Origin of the sequence: Bradyrhizobium australafricanum (assembly GCF_020329495.1) — a bacterium.
GTDB classification, from domain to species: domain Bacteria; phylum Pseudomonadota; class Alphaproteobacteria; order Rhizobiales; family Xanthobacteraceae; genus Bradyrhizobium; species Bradyrhizobium australafricanum.
This window is the reverse complement of record NZ_JAGKJL010000031.1, coordinates 50,850-71,129: the sequence shown is the minus strand read 5'-3', so window position 1 is coordinate 71,129 and position 20,280 is coordinate 50,850. Positions and strand designations below refer to the sequence as shown.

The 20,280-nt window shown below is 64.7% G+C and carries 17 protein-coding genes; 11 read left to right on the top strand and 6 right to left on the bottom strand.

All coding sequences use genetic code 11. The features are described 5' to 3' along the window. Positions 1 to 125 precede the first annotated feature (125 nt). Positions 126 to 1,484: a bifunctional UDP-N-acetylglucosamine diphosphorylase/glucosamine-1-phosphate N-acetyltransferase GlmU gene (gene glmU / locus J6525_RS25765; protein ID WP_092083359.1), complete on the top strand. Its 1,359-nt coding sequence runs from the start codon at positions 126 to 128 to the stop codon at positions 1,482 to 1,484. 257 nt (positions 1,485 to 1,741) lie between these two features. Here the strand turns inward: glmU and J6525_RS25760 are convergent, their stop codons facing one another. The 3 genes from J6525_RS25760 to J6525_RS25750 form a co-directional block, all read right to left on the bottom strand. Then, a complete protein-coding gene (locus J6525_RS25760; RefSeq protein WP_225646777.1) occupies positions 1,742 to 3,325 on the bottom strand; it encodes a solute symporter family protein in 1,584 nt (527 codons plus the stop codon). Between the two features lie 12 nt (positions 3,326 to 3,337). Then, positions 3,338 to 3,652, bottom strand: a complete 315-nt coding sequence (locus J6525_RS25755; protein WP_092090558.1) for a DUF485 domain-containing protein — start codon at positions 3,650 to 3,652, stop codon at positions 3,338 to 3,340. Between the two features lie 78 nt (positions 3,653 to 3,730). After that, positions 3,731 to 4,681 carry a LysR family transcriptional regulator gene (locus J6525_RS25750; RefSeq protein ID WP_225646776.1) on the bottom strand — a complete coding sequence of 317 codons (951 nt, stop codon included), beginning with the start codon at positions 4,679 to 4,681 and terminating at the stop codon, positions 3,731 to 3,733. 175 nt (positions 4,682 to 4,856) lie between these two features. On the opposite strand from J6525_RS25750, the gene J6525_RS25745 reads away from it, so the two are divergent. From J6525_RS25745 to J6525_RS25720, 6 genes are all read left to right on the top strand, one after another. Then, positions 4,857 to 5,921: a carbon-nitrogen hydrolase family protein gene (locus J6525_RS25745; RefSeq protein WP_225646775.1), complete on the top strand. Its 1,065-nt coding sequence runs from the start codon at positions 4,857 to 4,859 to the stop codon at positions 5,919 to 5,921. Between the two features lie 187 nt (positions 5,922 to 6,108). Further along, positions 6,109 to 6,903: an adenylate/guanylate cyclase domain-containing protein gene (locus J6525_RS25740; RefSeq protein WP_225646774.1), complete on the top strand. Its 795-nt coding sequence runs from the start codon at positions 6,109 to 6,111 to the stop codon at positions 6,901 to 6,903. Between the two features lie 136 nt (positions 6,904 to 7,039). Continuing rightward, positions 7,040 to 7,315 (top strand): hypothetical protein, encoded by a 276-nt coding sequence (locus J6525_RS25735; protein WP_225646773.1) that lies wholly within the window; start codon positions 7,040 to 7,042, stop codon positions 7,313 to 7,315. Continuing rightward, positions 7,312 to 7,959 carry a hypothetical protein gene (locus tag J6525_RS25730; RefSeq protein WP_225646772.1) on the top strand — a complete coding sequence of 216 codons (648 nt, stop codon included), beginning with the start codon at positions 7,312 to 7,314 and terminating at the stop codon, positions 7,957 to 7,959. The genes J6525_RS25735 and J6525_RS25730 overlap by 4 nt, the downstream gene beginning before the upstream one ends. A gap of 175 nt (positions 7,960 to 8,134) precedes the next feature. Beyond that, entirely contained in the window at positions 8,135 to 9,961 is a 1,827-nt protein-coding gene (glmS, locus tag J6525_RS25725; RefSeq protein ID WP_225161710.1) for a glutamine--fructose-6-phosphate transaminase (isomerizing), read from the top strand. A 95-nt stretch (positions 9,962 to 10,056) separates the two neighbouring features. Continuing rightward, the gene (locus J6525_RS25720) at positions 10,057 to 10,839 is read left to right on the top strand and encodes a DUF502 domain-containing protein (RefSeq protein ID WP_225646771.1); all 783 of its coding nucleotides are present in this window, start codon (positions 10,057 to 10,059) and stop codon (positions 10,837 to 10,839) included. A gap of 123 nt (positions 10,840 to 10,962) precedes the next feature. Here the strand turns inward: J6525_RS25720 and J6525_RS25715 are convergent, their stop codons facing one another. Continuing rightward, positions 10,963 to 11,250 (bottom strand): GIY-YIG nuclease family protein, encoded by a 288-nt coding sequence (locus tag J6525_RS25715; protein ID WP_092084800.1) that lies wholly within the window; start codon positions 11,248 to 11,250, stop codon positions 10,963 to 10,965. Between the two features lie 146 nt (positions 11,251 to 11,396). Beyond that, positions 11,397 to 13,505: an ATP-dependent DNA helicase RecG gene (gene recG, locus J6525_RS25710; protein ID WP_225646770.1), complete on the bottom strand. Its 2,109-nt coding sequence runs from the start codon at positions 13,503 to 13,505 to the stop codon at positions 11,397 to 11,399. A gap of 245 nt (positions 13,506 to 13,750) precedes the next feature. On the opposite strand from recG, the gene J6525_RS25705 reads away from it, so the two are divergent. Both J6525_RS25705 and mfd read left to right on the top strand, forming a co-directional pair. Then, on the top strand, positions 13,751 to 14,041 hold the full coding sequence (locus J6525_RS25705; RefSeq protein ID WP_028332052.1) for an FAD assembly factor SdhE: 291 nt from the start codon (positions 13,751 to 13,753) through the stop codon (positions 14,039 to 14,041). Continuing rightward, complete coding sequence (mfd, locus tag J6525_RS25700; RefSeq protein WP_225646769.1) at positions 14,038 to 17,556, top strand: transcription-repair coupling factor; 3,519 nt, start codon at positions 14,038 to 14,040, stop codon at positions 17,554 to 17,556. The genes J6525_RS25705 and mfd overlap by 4 nt, the downstream gene beginning before the upstream one ends. Before the next feature lie 25 nt (positions 17,557 to 17,581). Here mfd and J6525_RS25695 read toward each other — a convergent pair whose 3' ends face one another. Beyond that, positions 17,582 to 18,487, bottom strand: a complete 906-nt coding sequence (locus tag J6525_RS25695) for a LysR family transcriptional regulator (protein ID WP_076828905.1) — start codon at positions 18,485 to 18,487, stop codon at positions 17,582 to 17,584. A 190-nt stretch (positions 18,488 to 18,677) separates the two neighbouring features. Between J6525_RS25695 and J6525_RS25690 the strand changes: the two genes are divergently transcribed. Beyond that, positions 18,678 to 19,454 carry an amino acid ABC transporter ATP-binding protein gene (locus tag J6525_RS25690; RefSeq protein WP_092084790.1) on the top strand — a complete coding sequence of 259 codons (777 nt, stop codon included), beginning with the start codon at positions 18,678 to 18,680 and terminating at the stop codon, positions 19,452 to 19,454. 27 nt (positions 19,455 to 19,481) lie between these two features. After that, complete coding sequence (locus J6525_RS25685) at positions 19,482 to 20,276, top strand: ABC transporter substrate-binding protein (RefSeq protein WP_225646768.1); 795 nt, start codon at positions 19,482 to 19,484, stop codon at positions 20,274 to 20,276. Positions 20,277 to 20,280 lie beyond the last annotated feature (4 nt).

Sequence of the window (20,280 nt, the reverse complement as noted above, 5' to 3'; positions counted from 1 at the left end):
GGACCGGGAACTTGAATCCGGAGCGCCACGGAGGCGAATCGGTTTCTTCTGCCGGGGAAAACAATTAAAGACGGCCTCGAAGACAGCTTTGCGCAGCGAACTGCGCGCGACATTGAGGATTGCGGATGACTGCGCGAACGAGCCTGACAGTGGTGCTTGCGGCCGGTGAGGGCACGCGGATGCGCTCGTCGCTGCCGAAGGTGCTGCACCCCGTGGCCGGGCAGCCGCTGCTGGCGCACGTGCTCAATGCCGCGGCCTCCGGCGAGGGATCGCAGCTGGCGGTCGTGGTCGGCCCGGACCATGAGGCGGTCGCCGCCGAGGCACGCCGGGTGCGGCCCGACGCGCAGACCTTCGTGCAGCGCGAGCGGCTCGGCACCGCGCATGCGGTGCTGGCGGCGCGCGAGGCGATCGCCCGCAGTGCCGACGACCTCTTGATCGCATTCGGCGACACGCCGCTGATCTCGGCCGAGACCTTCGCCCGCATGCGCGCACCGCTGCGCGACGGCGCGGCGCTTGCGGTGCTCGGCTTCCATGCCGCCGACCCGACCGGCTACGGCCGCCTGGTGGTCGAGAACGGCAAGCTGGTCGCGATCCGCGAGCAGGCCGATGCCAGTGCCGAAGAGCGCAAGGTCACGCTGTGCAATGCCGGCGTGATGGCGTTCGACGGCAAGAAGGCGCTCGCGATCATCGAGAAGATCGGCAATGCCAATGCCAAGGGCGAATATTATCTGACCGATGCCGTCGGCATTGTCAGGGAACTCGGACTGGAGGCCGTCGTGATCGAGACCAGCGAAGACGAAGTGCGCGGTATCAACACCAAGGCGCAGCTCGCCGAGGCCGAGGCCGTGATGCAGGCGCGGCTGCGCAACCAGGCGCTCGAGGCCGGCGTGACCCTGATCGCGCCGGAAACGGTCTATCTCGCCGCCGACACCAAATTCGGCAAGGACGTCACGATCGAGCCGTTCGTGGTGATCGGACCCGGCGTTTCGATCGACGACGGCGCCGTGATCCACTCCTTCTCGCACATCACCCAAGCCACGATCGGCAAGAAGGTGGAGCTCGGACCCTACGCGCGGCTGCGGCCCGGCACCTCGCTCGGCGATGGCGTGAAGATCGGCAATTTCGTCGAGACCAAGGGGTCGAGGCTGGAGGCCGGCGTCAAGGTCAACCATCTCTCCTATGTCGGCGACGCCCATGTCGGTGCCAATTCCAACCTCGGTGCCGGCACCATCACCTGCAACTATGACGGCTTCCTCAAGCACAAGACGCTGATCGGCGAGGGCGCCTTCATCGGCACCAATACCTCGCTGGTCGCGCCGGTCACGATCGGCAAGGGCGCCTATATCGGCTCGGGCTCCGTGATCACCAAGGACGTTCCCGACGATGCGATGGCGCTCGAGCGCAGCGAGCAGTCCATCCGCGAAGGCGGCGCCGCGCGCTACCGTACGGCGAAGCTGAAGGAGAAGGCGGCGAAGGGGAAGTGATCTTCTCGCGACATCTTTGCGAGCCTGTCTCGACCATAAGGTGTCGTCCCGGCGAAAGCCGGGACCCATACTCCGCGGCGGAAGTTGGGGACAGGACTCGTCGTTCCAGCATCGTGAAGCAATAACCGTCGGTGGTTATGGGTCCCGGCTTTCGCCGGGACGACACTGAGGGTGTTGCGCGATCTGTGAGTCACACATGCGCATCGGGTGACGGGGTTCGCAACGGGCTGATCGCAACGTCGATCGGTTGACCCGGTTCATGCCGCATTCTTCGTCTGGCGCGGCTCGTCGGTCTTCGGCTCTACCGGTCCGAGCAGGATGCGCCGCTGCATCTCGTCGAAGGCGAGGTTTGCGTTCTTCTCCCGTGTGACCAGCGACAGCAGGATCGCGACCGCAAAGGATAGCGGCATGCTGATGATCGCGGGATTGCGCAGCGACACGAACCACCATTGATGCTCGACCGCGGCGAGCGGCTTGCCGAGAATGTCGACCTGGATGGTCGGGGACAGATAGATCAGCACCAGCGAGCTCAGTGTGCCGACGAGGATGCTCGCCACGGCAGCAGGCGTCGTGAAGCGGCGCCAGGTGATGGCGAGCACGAGCGACGGGAAGTTGGCGGCGCAGGCGATCGAGAACGCAAGTCCCGCCATGAAGGCGACATTCTGGCCTTCGAACGCGATGCCCAGACCGATGGCGAGGATGGAAATCAGAACCGTCGCGACCCGCGCGACCTTGAGCTGCTCGGCCTCCGAAGCGGTGCCGCTCCTGATCACGTTGGTCCAGACGTCGTGGCAGAGCGTGGCGACGCCCGACAGCGTCAACCCCGCGACGACCGCGAGCATGGTCGCGAAGGCGACCGCACAGATGAAGCCGAAGAACGCATTGCCGCCGACGGTGAGTGCGAGCAGGGGCGCTGCCATGTTGCCGCCGCCGCCGGCCTTGGCCACCGCCTCGGCGCCGACCAGCACCATGGCGCCGAAGCCGATGATGAAGACCATGAGATGAAAGACGCCGATCAGGCCGGTGGCATAGAGGATCGACAGCCGTGCGGCTTTGGAATCCTTCACCGTATAGGCCCGCATCAGCACATGCGGCATCGCGGCGGTTCCGAACATCAGTCCGAGCCCGAGCGAGATGGCATCCCATTGACCCGAGACCACCTTCGATCCCGGCTGCAGCACCTTGGTGCCGTATTTCTCGGACGCCGCGGCGAACAGCTTCAGCGGGTTCATGTCGAAATGGGTCAACACGAGGAGGGCGAGCAGGATGCCGCCGCCCATCAGCAGCACAGCCTTGACCACCTGCACCCAGGTCGTCGCCAACATGCCGCCGAACAGCACATAGATCAGCATCACGCTGCCGACGACGATGACCGACCAGGTGTAAGGCAGGCCGAACAGCAGCTTGATCAGCGATCCGGTCGCGACCATCTGGGCGATCAGGTAGAACAGGATCACGGCAAGTGTACCGATGGCGCCGGCGAGGCGCACCGGGCGCTGGCGCAGGCGATAGGCCACGACGTCGGCGAAGGTGAAACGGCCGACATTGCGCAATGGCTCGACGATCAGGAACAGAATGATCGGCCAGCCGACCAGCCACCCGATCGAATAGATCATGCCGTCGAAGCCGTTCGAGGTGACGATGCCGGCAATTCCGAGCAGGGCCGCGGCGCTCAGGAAGTCTCCCGCGAGTGCCCAGCCGTTCTGCCACGGCGTGACCTGGCCGCCGGCGGCAAAGAAGTGCTCGGTGGTGCGCGTGCGCCGCGCGGCCCAATAGGTGATTGCCAGCGTCAACGCCATGAAGGCGAAGAAGAACCCGATCGAAAGCGTGCTGCTGCCCATTTGCCTGTCCCCTTAGCGAAGCTCGCGAACGCCTGCGTCGAACACCCGGTTCGCCCACAGCACGTAGACCAGGCAGAGCACGAAGGAAGAGATGATGACGAGCGGGCCGAGCACAATGCAAAGCGACAGGCCGGGCATCAGGATGGTGCCGAGCAGCGGCTTGTCGAACGCGAAAAGCCCCATGAATCCGAAATAGATCACGATCATCGCGACGCTCAGAACGAGCGCGACCGTCAGCCGCTTCTTGGCCAGTTGCTCGGCCTGTTTCTTGGCCAATGCGACGCCGCTCGGCGCCGGATCGGCATTGCCGGGAATAACCACGTTCATATCGGCCCCCTCAAAAACTCAGCGCGCTCTGCTTGGCGCCAATCTGACGAGCTTCAGCCGGGGTCCGACGGAAGGGAATTATGGATTTTTGCAATCTGCTGTGCGCGGCTGCGGCACGACATCGGCCAGCGTGACCTGCATGTCTGGATCCTGCTTCAGGGTATTTTTCAGGAAGGCGCGGACGGCGCGGATGCGCGGGGCGAATTGCAGATCGCTGTGGACGTTGAGCCAGACCTCGCGAACGGTGCCGGCGAGAGCCGGCAGCACCGGTATCAGGTCGGGCCGGTCCCTTGTGGCAAAGCTCGGAAGCATCACGATGCCGAGGCCGCCCGCCGCGGCGTTCATCTGCGCGATCATGCTGTTGGAGTGGAAGGCGATTTTCGGCTCTTCGATGACGTCGGCGAGCCAGCGCACCGAATCGACCTGGATCAGGTCCTCGATATAGGACACGAACCAATGATCCTGCAGGTCGCGCAGGCTTGCGGGCATCCCATGGTGGTCGAGATAGTCCTGGCTCGCGAATAGCCCGAGCCGAAACTTGCCGATGCGCTCCGAGATCAGGCCCGGACCGGGTGGCCGGAAGAAGGACACGAACAGATCGGCCTCGCGTTTATGGACGTAGACCGTCTGGGCGGACGTGACGAGTTCGACGGTGAGCTGCGGGGTGGTACGATGCAGTTTGGCGAAACGCTGCGCCAGATAGAGCGAGGCGATCCCCTCCATGGTGGCGAGCCGCACGGTCCCGACGAGCTCCTGGGTGTCGCTGGCGCTGGCTTCCTCGCGGATCGCGATCACCGCGCTCTCGACCCGCTCGGCATGACGCAGCAACCGCTCGCCGACTTCGTTGAGCTTGAGCCCGGTGCGGTGGCGTTCGAACACCGCAACCCCGAGCGAAGCTTCCATTTGGGCGATGCGCCGGCTGACGGTGGAATGGTCGAGCCGCAGCCGCTTTGCCGTTTGGCTCAAATTCCCGGCGCGGGCGGCGCAGAGAAATACCCGCAGATCGTCCCAGTTGATCGTGTCGAACATCACCGGCCTCCAGGTTGCGGCCGTTGAAATTGCGGCCCTTGTCAGCAAAGCAATTCCCGTTCCAGCGCGTGGCGGTTCCGATCCTTCGCAACCGACCTTGCGACAATTCCCATGCACGCCGGCAAGGCAGGGATGATACCGCTTCGCTCCCCTAGTCCTAGCCGGGATTTTCGACATGCTTCCTCGTTTCAAGGCTGCTGCCGTCCACGCCGCGCCCGTCTTCCTCGACAGCTGGGCGACCACCGAAAAGGCGATCGCCATCGTTCGCGAGGCGGCCAGGGCCGGCGCCGAGCTGATCGCGTTTCCCGAAACCTATATTCCCGCCTTTCCGGTCTGGGCCGCGCTGTGGCCTCCAATCGACAACCACGATCTGTTCGTGCGTATGGCGGAGCAATCCGTGCTGGCGGACGGACCGGAAGTGGCGCGGCTTTGCGCCGAGGCGCGCGCCCTCGGCGTCACGGTCTCGATCGGCATCAGCGAGCGCTCGGCCGTCAGCGTCGGGGGGCTGTGGAACTCGAACCTGCTGATCGGCGAGACCGGAGAAATTCTCATCCATCACCGCAAGCTGGTTCCGACCTTCTATGAGAAGCTGGTGTGGTCGTCCGGGGATGGTGCGGGCCTTAAAGTCGCGGAGACACGGCAGGGCCGGATCGGCGGGTTGATTTGCGGCGAGAATACCAATCCATTGGCCCGCTTCGCGCTGATGGCGCAGGGCGAGCAGGTGCACATTTCGAGCTGGCCGCCGATGTGGCCCACCCGGCGCCCGGCAGGCGGCGGCAATTTCGACAACGTGGCCGCCAACCGCATCCGGGCCAGCGCCCATTGCTTCGAAGCCAAGGTATTCGGGATCGTCACCGCCGGCTACATGGACCAGGCGTTGCGCGCCTTCCTCATTGAACGCGATCGAACGATCGCCGACGTGATCGACCAGACACCACGTGCGGCGAGCTTCTTCGTCGATCCGACCGGCAGCGTCTTCGGCGATGGATTGCAGGACGAGGAGGGGATCGCCTACGCGGAGATCGATCTCAATCGCTGCGTCGAGCCGAAACAGTTTCACGACGTGGTCGGTTACTACAACCGCTTCGACATCTTCGGCGTGACGGTCGACCGCAGCCGGTTGACCCCGGCTCGATTCCGCGATCCAGAGCAGCCGATAGCGGACGTGCAAGACGCGGCAATTCTGTCGGTCGATGCCGACGCTGCATCGAATGGGCAGGGCCGCGACCTCCGGAGCTGACGAAGCGCTGGTGCTGCCTCACACGATCCTTCGTCCGCGTGCGGGACCCGACGCGGACATCGCGGACCGGCATTCTCGATAGTCCGCAAACCTGCACCGCAAACCTGCACCGTTGCCAACGCGGGAATGTATGGCTACGCTTTACCCTGGTAGGCTGCCAAACGTTCCTTCGATCGGCCGGACGCTCATGCCAAAATTCCTTCGCATCGGAGTCCATCAGTCGAACGTTTCCGGATACACGTCGAAGGCATGGTGCATTCGACGGGCCGGCTCGACGGTTTTCCTGAAATGGGGCGCCGTGCAGGTTGATGGCGCGGGCGACAGGCGAAAGGTCCACTGGACGTTTCCACCGCAGGAAAAAACCATTCGCTGCCGCACGGTGCAGCGCGCCCAGGACTACACCAAGGCCGCCATCGCGCGGCGACGTAGCCATCGCTATGAACCGCTGGCTGGGAATATCGCGAACCGGCGCCGAACCGTCGATCGGGACTCACAGCTCAAGCAGGCGCTCGCCACGATCCTCTATGTCGATATCGTCCGATCCACCGAAAAGGCCGCGCGGCTCGGCGACACGCGCTGGGCGACGGTGATGAACCACTACTATGTCGCTGTGCGCAGGGAGCTGAAGGCCTTGCGGGGGAAGGAAGTCGTGACGACGGGGGACGGGTTGCTGGCGACGTTCCGCGCGCCGGCAGCCGGGATCCGTTGCGCGACCGCGATCCGCGAGTCCGTGCGCACGCTGGGGCTGGAGATCAGGGTCGGACTGCACGCCGGAGAATACAAGGTGAGTGGGGCGGAGGTGATCGGGCTTGCGTTTCACATCGGCGCGCGCGTCGCGGCGAAAGCGCGGGCCGGCGAAGTTCTGGTCTCGAGCGCCGTCAAGGACCTGATGTCAAAGTCCGAAATCCGCTTCAAGGACCGCGGCGCGCACCAGCTCAAGGGCGTGCCGGAGCGATGGCGGCTCTACCAGGTTGAGCATTAGGGTGTCCTGGCAGCGCCGGTTACCGCCAGCGTCGGCTGGCCTCGCCGAAAGGCGTTAATGACATATTGATGCGGTTAACGGCGTTTGCCGTCTGCGGTTTCATCGCTCTTTAGGAGGCGACGAGGCAAAACACGTCATGCGCAGATATGCCGCGACCGTTCTGATCGGAGTCTTTTGCAGCCTGGTGACGTACTTCAGCGCCGCACGACTCTACCAATGGTCCGAGACCGGACAGCTGGCGGTGCTGTCCCGGAAGACACACGACCAACCTGAGCTCGTTTCCTGGGGCGACGATCGGCCCAGCTTCGTGCTGCTGTTCGCGCTCTATCTGTTTTTCCTCAAGAACGGACTGCACGGCATGCTGGTTACATGCCGCGAGGTCTGGCTGCGTGGCCGGGGATGGGAACCGTGAGCGCGCGGCTGATCGCTGGATTGATCAAGGTGCTGCTCGGAGGTCTTCTCACGGCCGGTCCGCCGCTCGTGTCGGTCGCGCGCGGCGGCGAAACTTCGAGCATCAATGCACGACGCGAGGCGCTTCGCGAATGGAGCAGCCTTGCCAATGGACGCACGGACTTTGAAATTTCCGATCCGGCCTTGGTGCCAAGGATGCTCGCGCTTGCGGCCGAGCAATCCGGCTGCAAATACAGTGATGACATCGAAAAGTTGCCGGTTCGCTTCATGAAAGTGGCCGGGCACCGTCTCGCGCTGATGTTCTGTCGGCTTTCCGTGACCGGATCGCATCGCGCGTTCGATCTTTCCGACGTCGGCAGACCAAAGCCAATGGAATTTCCGTACGTCGCGCTGAACGGCTTCGGTACGACGGACACTCCGGGTTTCATCACATGGAGGGAGGAGGCCGGCTTGTTTCAGGCCGAAACCGGATCGGACCTGTGTCCCAGCCCACACCTGCGGCATGTCTATCGGCTGGACGTGACCAATCGGGAAAGCTTTGTCGTGGTTCGCGTCGAGGTCAGCGCGCCTGCGTGCGGCGCGGGTCAGGAATGGACCACGATCTGGGAGGCGAAACCGTGGCCCGCGCCGGCGGATCCGCGCTGACGCGCTCTTGCCAAAATGGTTAGCCCCGATTAACCAGCCTTTCGCATCAACCTTGCCGTTTAAGACTGTCGCAATCGGCAATAATTATTGAGTATCTTGCGACCGGCGATTCCCGTTAAGGGACCGTGTCGCCGCTTTGGCAAATTTTCGGCGATTTTTGGGGACATTGAACCGCATGTGCGGCATCGTCGGCATTCTTGGACGCGCTCCGGTCGCGGAGCAATTGGTGGATTCGCTCAAGCGGCTCGAATATCGCGGCTATGATTCCGCGGGTGTCGCCACGCTGGAGAATGGCGGCCTGGCGCGGCGCCGTGCCGAGGGCAAGCTGAAGAATCTCGAGGCCCGGCTCGAGGCCAAGCCGCTCGGAGGCCACACCGGCATCGGCCACACCCGCTGGGCCACCCACGGCCGGCCGACCGAGAACAACGCACATCCGCACGCCACCGAGCGCGTCGCCGTGGTGCATAACGGCATCATCGAGAACTTCCGCGAGCTGCGCGAGGAGCTCGAGGCCAAGGGTGCGGCGTTCTCGACCGAGACCGACACCGAGGTCGTGGTGCATCTGGTCGACAATCTGCTCAAGGGCGGCGTCAAGCCGATCGAGGCGGTGAGGGCGGTGCTGTCACAGCTGCGCGGCGCGTTCGCGCTCGGCTTCATCTTCGCCGGCGAGGATGACCTGATGATCGGCGCCCGCAACGGCCCGCCGCTCGCGGTCGGCCATGGCGAAGGCGAGATGTATCTCGGGTCCGACGCGATCGCGCTCGGGCCGTTCACCGATACGATCAGCTATCTCGAGGACGGCGATTGGGTGGTGCTGAACCGCAAGGGCGCCACGATCTTCGACAAGGACAACGCCATCGTCCACCGCGAGGCGATCAAGCACACGACGGCAACGGCGCTGGTCGACAAGGCGAACTACCGCCACTTCATGGCGAAGGAGATCCACGAGCAGCCGGAAGTGGTCGGGCACACGCTGGCGCGCTATGTCGACATGGCGACCGAGCGCGTCACCATGCCGGTGAAGCTGCCGTTCGACTTCAAGGATATCCAGCGCATCTCGATCACGGCCTGCGGCACCGCGAGCTATGCCGGCTTCGTCGCGAAATACTGGCTGGAGCGGCTGGCCCGGCTGCCGGTCGAGCTCGATGTCGCCTCCGAATTCCGCTACCGCGAGGCACCGCTGCGCAAGGGCGATCTTGCGATCTTCATCTCGCAATCGGGCGAGACCGCCGACACGCTGGCGGCGCTGCGCTACGCCAAGGCGCAGGGCGCGCACACGCTCTCGGTCGTCAACGTGCCGACCTCGACGATCGCGCGCGAGAGCGAGACCGTGCTGCAGACGCTCGCCGGTCCCGAGATCGGGGTCGCTTCGACCAAGGCGTTCACCTGCCAGCTGATGGTACTGGCCTCGCTCGCGGTCGCCGCCGGCAAGGCGCGCGGCGAGCTGTCCGATGCCGATGAGGCCAAGCTGGTGCATGGCCTGGTCGAGATCCCGCGCCTGATGTCGGAAGCGCTGACCACCGAAGTGCAGATCGAGAAGCTGGCGCGCGAGATATCGAAGTCGCGCGACGTGCTCTATCTCGGCCGCGGCACCAGCTATCCGCTGGCGCTGGAAGGCGCGCTGAAGCTGAAGGAAATCTCCTACATCCACGCCGAGGGCTACGCCGCCGGCGAGCTCAAGCACGGGCCGATCGCGCTGATCGATGAGCACATGCCGGTCGTGGTGATCGCGCCCTACGACAAGGTGTTCGAGAAGACCGTCTCCAACATGCAGGAGGTCGCCGCCCGCGGCGGCAAGATCATCCTGATGACCGACGCCAAGGGCGCGGCGGAAGCGACCATCCAGTCGCTGGTGACGATCGTGATGCCGGACATGGGGGCGACCTTCGCGCCGATGGTCTACGCCGTTCCGGTGCAGCTGCTCGCCTATCATACCGCTGTCGTGATGGGCACCGATGTCGACCAGCCGCGGAATCTGGCCAAATCGGTCACGGTCGAATAGTCGCAAGCCGCAGCTTCACGCGGCCCTTCAAAAATGCGACAGAATGGCTTAGCTGGGTGGTGGACTACGGCCGCTTCGACGACCCTGGAACCGCAATGACCTCCAACCAAGTGCCTCCCGCCTCGACCGGTGAATTGCCCCCGGATGCCCCGCGCGGGCTGATGGCGCGGTTTCGCAACTATTTCCTGACCGGCCTGGTGGTGGCCGGACCGGTTGCGATCACCCTGTATCTGACCTGGTGGTTCGTGAACTGGGTCGACAATCTGGTCCGGCCGTTCGTGCCCACGGCCTACCGGCCGGAAACCTATCTGCCGTTCGGGCTGCCGGGTTCCGGCCTGATCGTCGCGGTCATCGCGCTGACGCTGCTCGGCTTCCTCACCGCCAATCTGATCGGGCGAACCCTGGTCGATCTCGGCGAACGGCTGCTTGGCCGCATCCCTGCGGTGCGCGCGATCTATCGTGGCCTGAAGCAGGTGTTCGAAACGCTGTTCTCCGGCAACGGCTCGAGCTTTCGCCGCGTCGGCCTCGTCGAGTTTCCCTCGCCCGGCATGTGGTCGATCGTGCTGATCTCGCAGGCGCCGAGCGCCGAACTTGCCGCCAGCCTGCCTGGAGCGGAAGAGCACATCTCGGTGTTCCTGCCGTGCGCGCCGAACCCGACCACCGGCTTCTTCTTCTACGTGCCGAAGAGCAAGATCATCGAGATCGAGATGAGCACCGAGGATGCCGCGACGCTGATCATGTCGGCCGGCGTGGTGCAGCCCGGCGCCGCCGATCAGAAGCGCGCCGCCGCGCTCGCCGGCATGGCCAATGCCGCCCGCATTGCGAGCCAGGCTTCGCTGCAGCCGGCAACTCAGCCCGCGCCGGCCAAGGTGGAGTAGCTCCCGTCTATCCCCGTCATTGCGAGGAGCGAAGCGACGAAGCAATCCATGATTCCACATATGCGGACCGATGGATTGCTTCGCTACGCTCGCAATGACGGCGGGAAGGGGCGATGAGCACACCTAGATCAGCGTCTCGTAGAGGTCGTTCCAATCTGGATTCAGCGCTTCGATCAGCGCAATCTTCTTCGCGCGGCTGCCGGCCTTGATCTGCTTCTCTCGAGTGATCGCATTGTACATGGTTTCGTGCAATTCGTACCAGACCAGAATCTTGCAGCCATATTTGGCCGAGAAGCCCTTCACCAATCCCTCGCGATGCTCAAACGCACGCTTGGGCGGATTTGCGGTAACGCCCGTGTAAATGGTGCCGTGACGCTTGTTGGCGAAGATGTAGACGCATGGTTGTTTCATGATGTCCCCCAGCCGCAAATATACACCGTCATTGCGAGGAGCGGAGCGACGAAGCAATCCACGCTTCCGCATATGCGGAACGATGGATTGCTTCGCTACGCTCGCAATGACGATGGGTAGAGCGCTCGCAATGACGGGGCTGGCCGCTACCCCGCGCCGATCAGCGGCACGGCCTCGTCGCGTTCGTAGAGGTAGAGCAGGACGCGCAGCGCTTCGCCGCGTTCGCCCTTCAGCTTCGGATTGTCCTTCATGATCCGCAGCGCCTCGTCGCGGGCCTGGGTGATGAGCTGGCCGTGCACTTCGGAGCGCGCGATGCGGTAGCCGGGCAGGCCGCTCTGGCGGATGCCGAGCACATCGCCTTCGCCGCGCAGCTTCAGATCCTCCTCGGCGATCCGGAATCCATCCGTCGTCTCGCGGATCACCTTCAGCCGCGCCTTCGACATCTCGCCGAGCGGCTCCTTGTAGAGCAGAAGGCAGGTCGAGGCCTCCGAGCCGCGGCCAATGCGCCCGCGCAGCTGATGCAGCTGCGCAAGCCCGAAACGTTCGGCGTTCTCGATCACCATGATGGTCGCCGCGGGCACGTCGACGCCGACCTCGACCACCGTGGTCGCGACCAGGAGGCCGATCTCGTGCGCGGCGAATTGCGTCATCACGCGGTCCTTCTCGGTGCCCTTCATCTGGCCGTGCACGAGACCGACGCGATCGCCGAACCGCTTCTGCAGGCTCTCGAAACGTTCGGTCGCGTTGGTGAGGTGCTCGGTGCCCTCGGCCTCGGATTCATCGACCAGCGGGCAGATCCAGTAGACCAGCTTGCCGGCGCCGAGCGCGCGGCCGACGCCGTCCATCACGTCCTCGATCCGGCTCATCGGCACGGCGCGGGTGTCGATCGGCTGGCGGCCGGCGGGCTTTTCGCGCAGCTCCGAGACGTCCATGTCGCCGAAATATGTTAGCACCAGCGTGCGCGGGATCGGGGTGGCGCTCAGCACCAGCACGTCGACGGCCTCGCCTTTGGAAGTTAGCGCGAGGCGCTCGCGCACGCCGAAGCGATGCTGCTCGTCGACCACGGCAAGTGCCAGCGCCTTATAGATCACGTCGTCCTGGATCAGCGCGTGGGTGCCGACCAACAGATCGATTTCGCCGGCCTCGAGCTGTGCCAGCAGCTCGCGGCGCTCCTTGCCTTTCTCGCGGCCGGTCAGGATCGCAACGCGTAGGCCGGCGCTCTCGGCGAGCGGCGCGATGGTCTTGATGTGCTGGCGCGCCAGGATTTCGGTCGGCGCCATCAGCGCGGCCTGCTTGCCGGCTTCCGCAACCGCGGCGGCAGCCAGCAGCGCTACCACGGTCTTGCCGGAACCGACGTCGCCCTGCACGAGGCGCAGCATCCGCACCGGCTGCTGCACGTCCGCGATGATCGCCGCGACCGCCTCTTGCTGCGACCTGGTCAGCGCATAGGGCAGGGCATCGATGATCTTCCGGCGCAGATGACCATCGCCGGCGTTGCGCACACCGGCGGGGCGGCGCAGCGTGGCGCGGATCAGGGCGAGCGCGAGCTGGCCGGCCAGCAGCTCGTCGAATGCGAGACGTGACCAGAACGGACCGTCGGGCAGGATGTCGGTCAGCTCGACCGGCACATGCACGCGGTTCAGCGCCTCCCTGATCGGCGGGAAGTTGCATCGGCGCAGCACCTCGGGGCTGATCCATTCCGGCAGATCCGGCAGCCTGGTCAGCGCCTGCGCGATCGCGCGGCGGAGCGACCCGATCGCAAGCCCCTCGGTCAGCGGATAGACCGGATCGATGCCGGACAGTTTCGCAAAGCCCGCTTCATCGACGACGCGATCGGGATGCACGATCTGCGGGATGCCGTCATACATCGCCAGCGTGCCGGAGACGTAGCGCTTCTCGCCGACCGGCAGCAGCTTCTCGACATAGCCGGGCTGGGCGCGGAAGAAGGTCAGCACGATGTCGCCGGTGTCGTCGCTGGCGTAGACAAGGTAGGGCGCGCGCGAATTGCGCGGCGGCGGCGGGCGATGGCGGTCGACTGTGACCTCGAGCGTCACCATGGTTCCGACCGCGGCGTCGCGGATCTTCGGCCGGGCGCGGCGGTCGATCACGCTCGCCGGCAGATGCAGCAGAAGATCGACCAGCCGCGGCGTCTCGCTGCGGTCGAGCAGATAGCGCAGCAGCTTGTCCTGCTTCGGGCCGACCCCTTGCAGGGTCGTGACCTGGGCAAACAGCGGATTGATCAGGGCTGGGCGCATCGACGAATCCAAGACCGTTTCACACCGTCATGCCCGGCCTTGTGCCGGGCATCCACGTCTTTTTTTGGAGCTGATGTCGGCCGGGTCCCGTCTACAAGGCTTCGACGGGCGCAGAAGCCCGGCGACGGCATGCGCCCACGGAAACCCCAAAACGCGGCGAATGAGGGCTGACATCGGCCATCGCCATGGCTATATCAAACGCGCCCGGCACGTCCGGGCTTTTGGCGTTGGATGGATTTTGGGACATGACGGGTTCGACACGATCGAGCAGCGGGCTCGATGACCGCCGCAAGCGGCTTTTGTTTCGCTGCTGGCACCGCGGCACCCGGGAGATGGACCTGATCCTCGGCCGCTTCGCCGACGCGACCATTGGCGAACTGTCCGACCACGAGCTCGGCGAGCTCGAGCATTTGATCGAGGTGCCGGATCCGGACCTCTATGCGGCGCTGACCGGCGACAAGGTGCTGCCGGCCGAATATGCCACCGCGCTGTTTGCCCGCATCAAGGCGTTCCGGGTCGCGGATCCCAGCGCATGAAACAGCCGATGAAATCACCGGCCGCGATGCTCGCGCCCGGCCGGGTGCTGACCATCGCCAACGTCGCGGAGGGCGCCGAAGGGCTCGTCATCTCGGATCTGGCGCGCGCCATCGCGGCGCAGCCGAAGCGTCCGGCGGTGAGCCTTGCCGTGGTGTGCCGCGACGGCGCGCGGATGCAGCAGCTCGCCCGCGCGTTGGAGTTCTTCGCGCCCGATATCGCCGTGATGCAGGTTCCGGCCTGGGACTGCCAGCCCTATGACCGCGTCTCGCCGCATGCCGGCATTTTGGCGCAACGCCTGACCGCTTTGGCCAAGTTGTCGCGGCTGGTCGGCAGCGACAAGCCGCTGATCGTGCTCACCACGGTAAATGCGGCCGTGCAGCGGGTGCCGGCGCGCGATCAGGTCGCAGCGCAAGCGCTGTCGGTTGCGCCAGGCAATGTGGTGCCGATGGATTCGGTCGTGGCCTGGCTCGAGCACAATGGCTACACCCGTTCGTCCACGGTGCGCGAGCCCGGCGAATATGCCGTGCGCGGCGGCATCCTCGATCTGTTTCCGGCCGGCCTCGACCAGCCGGTGCGCTTCGACTTCTTCGGCGACAGCCTGGAATCGATCCGCACCTTCGATGCCGAGACCCAGCGCACGCTGCTCGACATGCGCGGGCTCGATCTCGTGCCGGTGTCGGAATTCCAGCTCACCACCGAAACCATCCGGCGTTTCCGCATGGGCTATGTCGCCGCGTTCGGCGCGCCGGGGCGCGACGATCAGCTCTATGAAGCCGTCTCCGAGGGACGGCGTCACCCCGGCATGGAGCATTGGCTGCCGCTGTTCCAGGAGCGGATGGACACGCTGTTCGATTATCTCGACGGCGCGACGGTTGCGATCGAGCCGCAGGGCGAGGACGCGGCGCGCGAACGCTTCTCGCAGATCGTTGACTACTATGACGCGCGGCGCGAGGCGCTTGAGCATCCCGGCAGCGGCGCGGTCTACAAGCCCCTGCCGCCGGACCAGCTCTATCTGACCGAGGCCGAATGGACCAAGCTGCTCGGCGATGCGCCGCTGGCGCGGCTGACGCCGTTCGCGGTGCCCGAAGGCACGCCCGACGTGTTCGACGCTGGCGCGCGGCAGGGCCGCAACTTCGCCCCCGAACGCGCCGACAGCAATGTCAACGTGTTCGAGGCCGTGGTCGGCCATGTCGGCGCGCTGCAGTCACAGCGCAAGAAGGTGGTGATCGCGTTGTGGAGCGAGGGCTCGCGCGACCGCATGGGCGCGATGCTGCGCGACCACAAGCTCTTGAACACGACCAGCGTCAACACCTGGCGGATCGTGCAGGCGACGCCGCGCAACGAGACCATGCTGGCCGTGCTCGGCATGGAATCCGGCTTCGAGACCGACGAATTCGCCGTCATCAGCGAGCAGGATATTCTCGGTGACCGCCTGGTGCGGCCGCGCAAGGCGAGCCGCAAGCTCGACAATTTCATCTCGGAGGTGACGAGCCTTGCAACCGGCGATCTCGTGGTCCATGTCGAGCACGGCATCGGCCGCTTCGTCGGGCTGCAGACACTGGAAGTCTCCGGCGCGCCGCATGACTGTCTCGAGCTGCATTATGCCGCCGAAACAAAGCTGTTCCTGCCGGTCGAGAACATCGAGCTGTTGTCGCGCTACGGCTCCGACAGCGCCAATGTCGAGCTCGACCGTCTCGGCGGCGGCGGCTGGCAGGCACGCAAGGCCAAGCTGAAGAACCGGATCCGCGAGATCGCGGGCGAATTGATCAAGATCGCGGCCGAGCGGCAGCTGCACGAGGCGCCGAAATTCCCGCTGCAACCGCATGTCTATGACGAGTTCTGCGCGCGCTTCCCCTATGAGGAGACCGAGGATCAGTTAGGGGCCATCACCTCGACCTTGAAGGATCTCGAGATCGGCCGCCCGATGGACCGGCTGATCTGCGGCGACGTCGGCTTCGGCAAGACCGAGGTGGCGCTGCGCGCGGCGTTCGCCGTGGCGCTGGAGGGCAGGCAGGTCGCGGTGGTGGTGCCGACCACGCTGCTGGCGCGTCAGCACTCGCGGACCTTTACCGAGCGCTTCCGCGGCTTCCCGGTCAATGTCGCGCAGGCCTCGCGGCTGGTGTCGACCAAGGAGCTCAACCAGGTCAAGAAGGGGCTCACCGACGGCAACGTCGACATCGTCGTCGGCACCCATGCGCTGCTCGGCAAGACCATCAAGTTCAAGGACCTCGGCCTGTTGATCGTCGACGAGGAGCAGCATTTCGGAGTCAGCCACAAGGAGCGGCTGAAGCAGCTGCGCGCCCAGGTCCATGTGCTGACGCTGTCGGCGACCCCGATCCCGCGCACCCTTCAATTGGCATTGACCGGCGTCCGCGAGCTCTCGATCATCGCCTCGCCGCCGGTCGATCGCCTTGCAGTGCGCACCTTCGTCGCGCCGCATGATCCCCTGATGATCCGCGAGGCGCTGCTGCGCGAACGCTACCGTGGCGGCCAGGCGTTCTATGTCGTGCCGCGGATCGAGGACCTCGCCGGCGTCAAGGATTTCCTCGACAAGAACGTGCCGGAGATGAAAGTCGCGGTCGCCCACGGCCAGATGCCGCCGACCGTGATCGAGGACATCATGTCCGCGTTCTACGACGGCAAGTACGACATCCTGCTCTCGACCACGATCGTCGAGTCCGGTCTCGACATCCCGAACGCCAACACGCTGGTCGTGCACCGCGCCGACATGTTCGGCCTCGCCCAGCTCTACCAGCTGCGCGGCCGCGTCGGCCGCTCTAAGCTGCGTGCCTATGCGCTGTTCACACTGCCGGCACAGCAGAAGATCACGGCGCAGGCGGAGCGGCGGCTTAAGGTGCTGCAGTCGCTGGAGACGCTGGGCGCCGGCTTCCAGCTCGCCTCGCACGACCTCGACATCCGCGGCGCCGGCAATCTGCTCGGCGAAGAGCAATCCGGCCACATCAAGGAAGTCGGCTTCGAGCTGTACCAGTCGATGCTGGAGGAGGCGATCGTCAACCTCAAGGCCGGCGTCGCCGAGCCGGCCGCCGACCGCTGGTCGCCGCAGATCACGATCGGCATGCCGGTCCTGATCCCCGAGGACTATGTCAACGACCTCAGCGTGCGGCTGTCGCTGTATCGCCGGCTCGCCGATCTCGACACCGACGAGGACATCGACGCCTTCGCCGCCGAAATGCGCGACCGCTTCGGCGTGCTGCCGGACGAGGTGCGCTATCTGTTCAAGGTCGCGGCGATCAAGGCCTATTGCCGAAGGGCCAATGTCGGGAAGGTCGATGCCGGCCCGAAGGGCGCCGTGATCGCATTCCGCGACAACAGCTTTGCGCATCCGGAGCGGCTGGTGAGCTTCATCCGCCAGCACGGCCAGGCCGCCAAGGTGCGGCCCGATATGAAGGTGGTGTTCTTCCAGGAGTGGGATACGCCCGAAGAGCGGCTCGCCGGCACCACCGAGATACTGCGCCAGCTCGCCAATCTCGCCGAGAGCAAGAAGGCGGCTTGACACGCGGTTCGACGCAAGCCCCCGCTCAGGATCGGATCAAATAGGGCGCAACGTGGTCGTCGAGCAGTTTCAGGAACTGCTCGGCGAGAACGCTGAGTTCGCCGATCGTCGGCTTGAGGACCCCGACCTCGTAGTGGATCGCCGGCGCGAAGGGGCGGACGACGAGCTTGCTCGCACCGCTGGTTCGCCTGAGCGTTTCGGACGCGCTGAGCGCGTCGACGAGGCAGACGCCCGCGCCATCGATGACGAGGTTGAGCGCGACGGCAAAGAATTCACACTCGATCGCCGGATGAAACGGCGTACCGCTGGCTTCGAAGGCGCGCGATACCGCGGCATAGGTCGATCGGCTCTGCGAGGTGATGATCAGATCATGTCGCTCGAGAAGATCGGGAGTGACGACTTTCCGGTCAGCCAGTGCATGCGTTGCAGGCATCACGCAGTCGAGCGACATCCGGTAGCGCCGCAACACGACATTGGTGCGGTCGAACGGCGGCTCGGCGACTCCGAAGTCGAATGCACGCGCCGAGACCAGGCTCCGGACATTCTCGGAGCTTCGGGTCAGGAGCCTGATCGTTGTTGACGGGCGCTCGCGCTGGAAGCGGCTGACGACGCCCGGAAGCCAGACTATCCCAGGTCCCGGACTCGCGATCGTCAGAACGCCGCGCTTGCCTGCGGAGATTCCGGCAGCGGCGTCCTCCAGTTCGGCAAACCCGGCGAGCGCCCGGATCGCTTCATTGTGCAACAGATGCGCCTCCGGCGTAGGCACGATATGGCGGCTCTCCCGGCGAAACAGCGCAAACCCGACATCTGCCTCCAGCCGTTTCAAGGCCGCACTCACAGCCGGCTGCGATACCCCGAGTGCACGCGCGGCCTCGGTTGCCGATCGATGCTGCATAACAGCATGAAAAATCTCAACAAGACGCCGATCCATAACCAATATCTATATATCGTTTCGATGTCGCTCGTGGTATGAGCATGAAGGGAAACGCCAATAATACAAGGAATTTTCGCACATCACGCCGGCGAAATTCCAGATAGTGTTACCGCAATCTGAGCGTGACGAGCATTGGCATTATATTTGCTTATGTTTCGATATGAAGTCGTCTGGAGGGTCTGCGGGGATGAACACAAGCCACGCATCGTGCGCCGCGTCGGTCCTGGCCGCCGAAGCGGTGGTCAAACGCTTCGGCGCCCACACCGTTCTGAACGGCGTGGATCTTGCGCTGGGCACCGGGCAGTCGACCTGCATCATCGGTCCAAGCGGCTCAGGCAAGACGACCCTTCTGCGATGCATGGCGCTGCTGGAGGCTCCTTCCGACGGGCGCGTCGTGATGGAGGGGGCGACGGTCTCGCAGGCCCGGCCATCGTCCGATGTGCGGCTCGCTGCCCGCAAGGTGCGGCCGGAAATCGGAATGGTGTTCCAGCAGTTCAATCTGTGGCCGCACATGACGGTGCTGGGAAACATCATCGAGGCCCCGATGCGCGTGCGCGGGGTCAGCCGGGATGAGGCGGTCGTCACGGCCGAACGGCTGCTTCAGAAGGTCGGCATGGAGGCGAAGCGCGATGCCTATCCGGCCAGGCTGTCCGGAGGCCAGCAACAACGCGTCGCGATCGCCCGGGCGCTTGCCATGCAGCCGAAGATACTCCTGTTCGACGAGCCGACGTCGGCTCTCGATCCCGAACTTCGCCGCGAGGTGCTGCAGGTCATGCGCACGCTCGCGCTCGAAGGCATGACGATGCTCGTGGTGACGCACGAGATGGGCTTCGCCCGCCGCGTGGCGAGCGATGTCGTGTTCATGGACGAGGGGATGATCGTTGAGCAAGGCACGCCGGCCGCCTTTTTCGAACGGCCGACAACCGAGCGCGCCAAGCGCTTTCTCAATCAGTTTGACGAGTGATCACTGCACGACAGGAGATTGAAGCTCATGCCAAATCTGCGCCGACTTGCCTTCGTTTGCGCGCTCTTTCTCTCGATGACGCCGGCGGCTGCCCAGCAGACGCAGTCGCGCCTCTACGAGATCACCAAGAGCGGGGTACTCAGGGTCTGCATCTGGCCGATGTACTATTCAATTTCGTTCCGCAATCCAGATAGCGGGCAGCTCGAGGGGATCGACATCGATCTCTCCAAGGAGCTCGCCAAGGACATGGGCGTGAAGCTGGACTATGTGGAGACCAGCTTTGGCAGTTTCATCGCCGACCTGCAGGCCAACAAATGCGATCTCGGCATGTTCGGCGTCGGGGCGACGATGAAGCGTGCGCAGGCCGTCGCGTTCTCGGACCCGTATCTGACGAGCGGCGTCTATGCCGTCGTGCGCAAGGGCGGCCCGATCACATCCTGGGCGGATATCGACAAGCCGGGCGTCAATGCCGGCGTCTCGCTCGGCAGCTATGTCGAGAACTTCATGAGGTCCTACTTCAAGAACGCCAAGACCCTCGCGGTCGCACCTCCGGCCACGACCCAGGCTGAGCTGATGGCGCAACGCGTCGACGTCGTCATGACCGATTATCCGGCCTCGATCAAAATGAATGCCCAGTTCGACTGGACCACGACGGTGGCGCCGCCGGAAAACCTGTCCGTGACGCCTTACGCGTACGTCATGAACCAGGGTGACCAGATCTGGCTGAACTACGTGAACCTGTTCGTACGCACCATCAAGCTCGACGGCCGGCTCAAGGCCGCCGCCGAGAAGAACAAGCTCGGACCGATCGTCGCGCCCTGAGACA

What these genes read in the sequence shown, in the direction of transcription:
- J6525_RS25750 (WP_225646776.1), bottom strand. Translation starts at nt 4,681, where the DNA reads ATGTTCGACACGATCAACTGGGACGATCTGCGGGTATTTCTCTGCGCC.
- J6525_RS25705 (WP_028332052.1), top strand. Translation starts at nt 13,751, where the DNA reads ATGACGGGTTCGACACGATCGAGCAGCGGGCTCGATGACCGCCGCAAG.
- recG (WP_225646770.1), bottom strand. Translation starts at nt 13,505, where the DNA reads ATGCGCCCAGCCCTGATCAATCCGCTGTTTGCCCAGGTCACGACCCTG.
- J6525_RS25755 (WP_092090558.1), bottom strand. Translation starts at nt 3,652, where the DNA reads ATGAACGTGGTTATTCCCGGCAATGCCGATCCGGCGCCGAGCGGCGTC.
- J6525_RS25720 (WP_225646771.1), top strand. Translation starts at nt 10,057, where the DNA reads ATGACCTCCAACCAAGTGCCTCCCGCCTCGACCGGTGAATTGCCCCCG.
- J6525_RS25690 (WP_092084790.1), top strand. Translation starts at nt 18,678, where the DNA reads ATGAACACAAGCCACGCATCGTGCGCCGCGTCGGTCCTGGCCGCCGAA.
- J6525_RS25735 (WP_225646773.1), top strand. Translation starts at nt 7,040, where the DNA reads ATGCGCAGATATGCCGCGACCGTTCTGATCGGAGTCTTTTGCAGCCTG.
- J6525_RS25715 (WP_092084800.1), bottom strand. Translation starts at nt 11,250, where the DNA reads ATGAAACAACCATGCGTCTACATCTTCGCCAACAAGCGTCACGGCACC.
- J6525_RS25685 (WP_225646768.1), top strand. Translation starts at nt 19,482, where the DNA reads ATGCCAAATCTGCGCCGACTTGCCTTCGTTTGCGCGCTCTTTCTCTCG.
- J6525_RS25740 (WP_225646774.1), top strand. Translation starts at nt 6,109, where the DNA reads ATGCCAAAATTCCTTCGCATCGGAGTCCATCAGTCGAACGTTTCCGGA.
- J6525_RS25745 (WP_225646775.1), top strand. Translation starts at nt 4,857, where the DNA reads ATGCTTCCTCGTTTCAAGGCTGCTGCCGTCCACGCCGCGCCCGTCTTC.
- J6525_RS25695 (WP_076828905.1), bottom strand. Translation starts at nt 18,487, where the DNA reads ATGGATCGGCGTCTTGTTGAGATTTTTCATGCTGTTATGCAGCATCGA.
- mfd (WP_225646769.1), top strand. Translation starts at nt 14,038, where the DNA reads ATGAAACAGCCGATGAAATCACCGGCCGCGATGCTCGCGCCCGGCCGG.
- glmS (WP_225161710.1), top strand. Translation starts at nt 8,135, where the DNA reads ATGTGCGGCATCGTCGGCATTCTTGGACGCGCTCCGGTCGCGGAGCAA.
- J6525_RS25760 (WP_225646777.1), bottom strand. Translation starts at nt 3,325, where the DNA reads ATGGGCAGCAGCACGCTTTCGATCGGGTTCTTCTTCGCCTTCATGGCG.
- glmU (WP_092083359.1), top strand. Translation starts at nt 126, where the DNA reads ATGACTGCGCGAACGAGCCTGACAGTGGTGCTTGCGGCCGGTGAGGGC.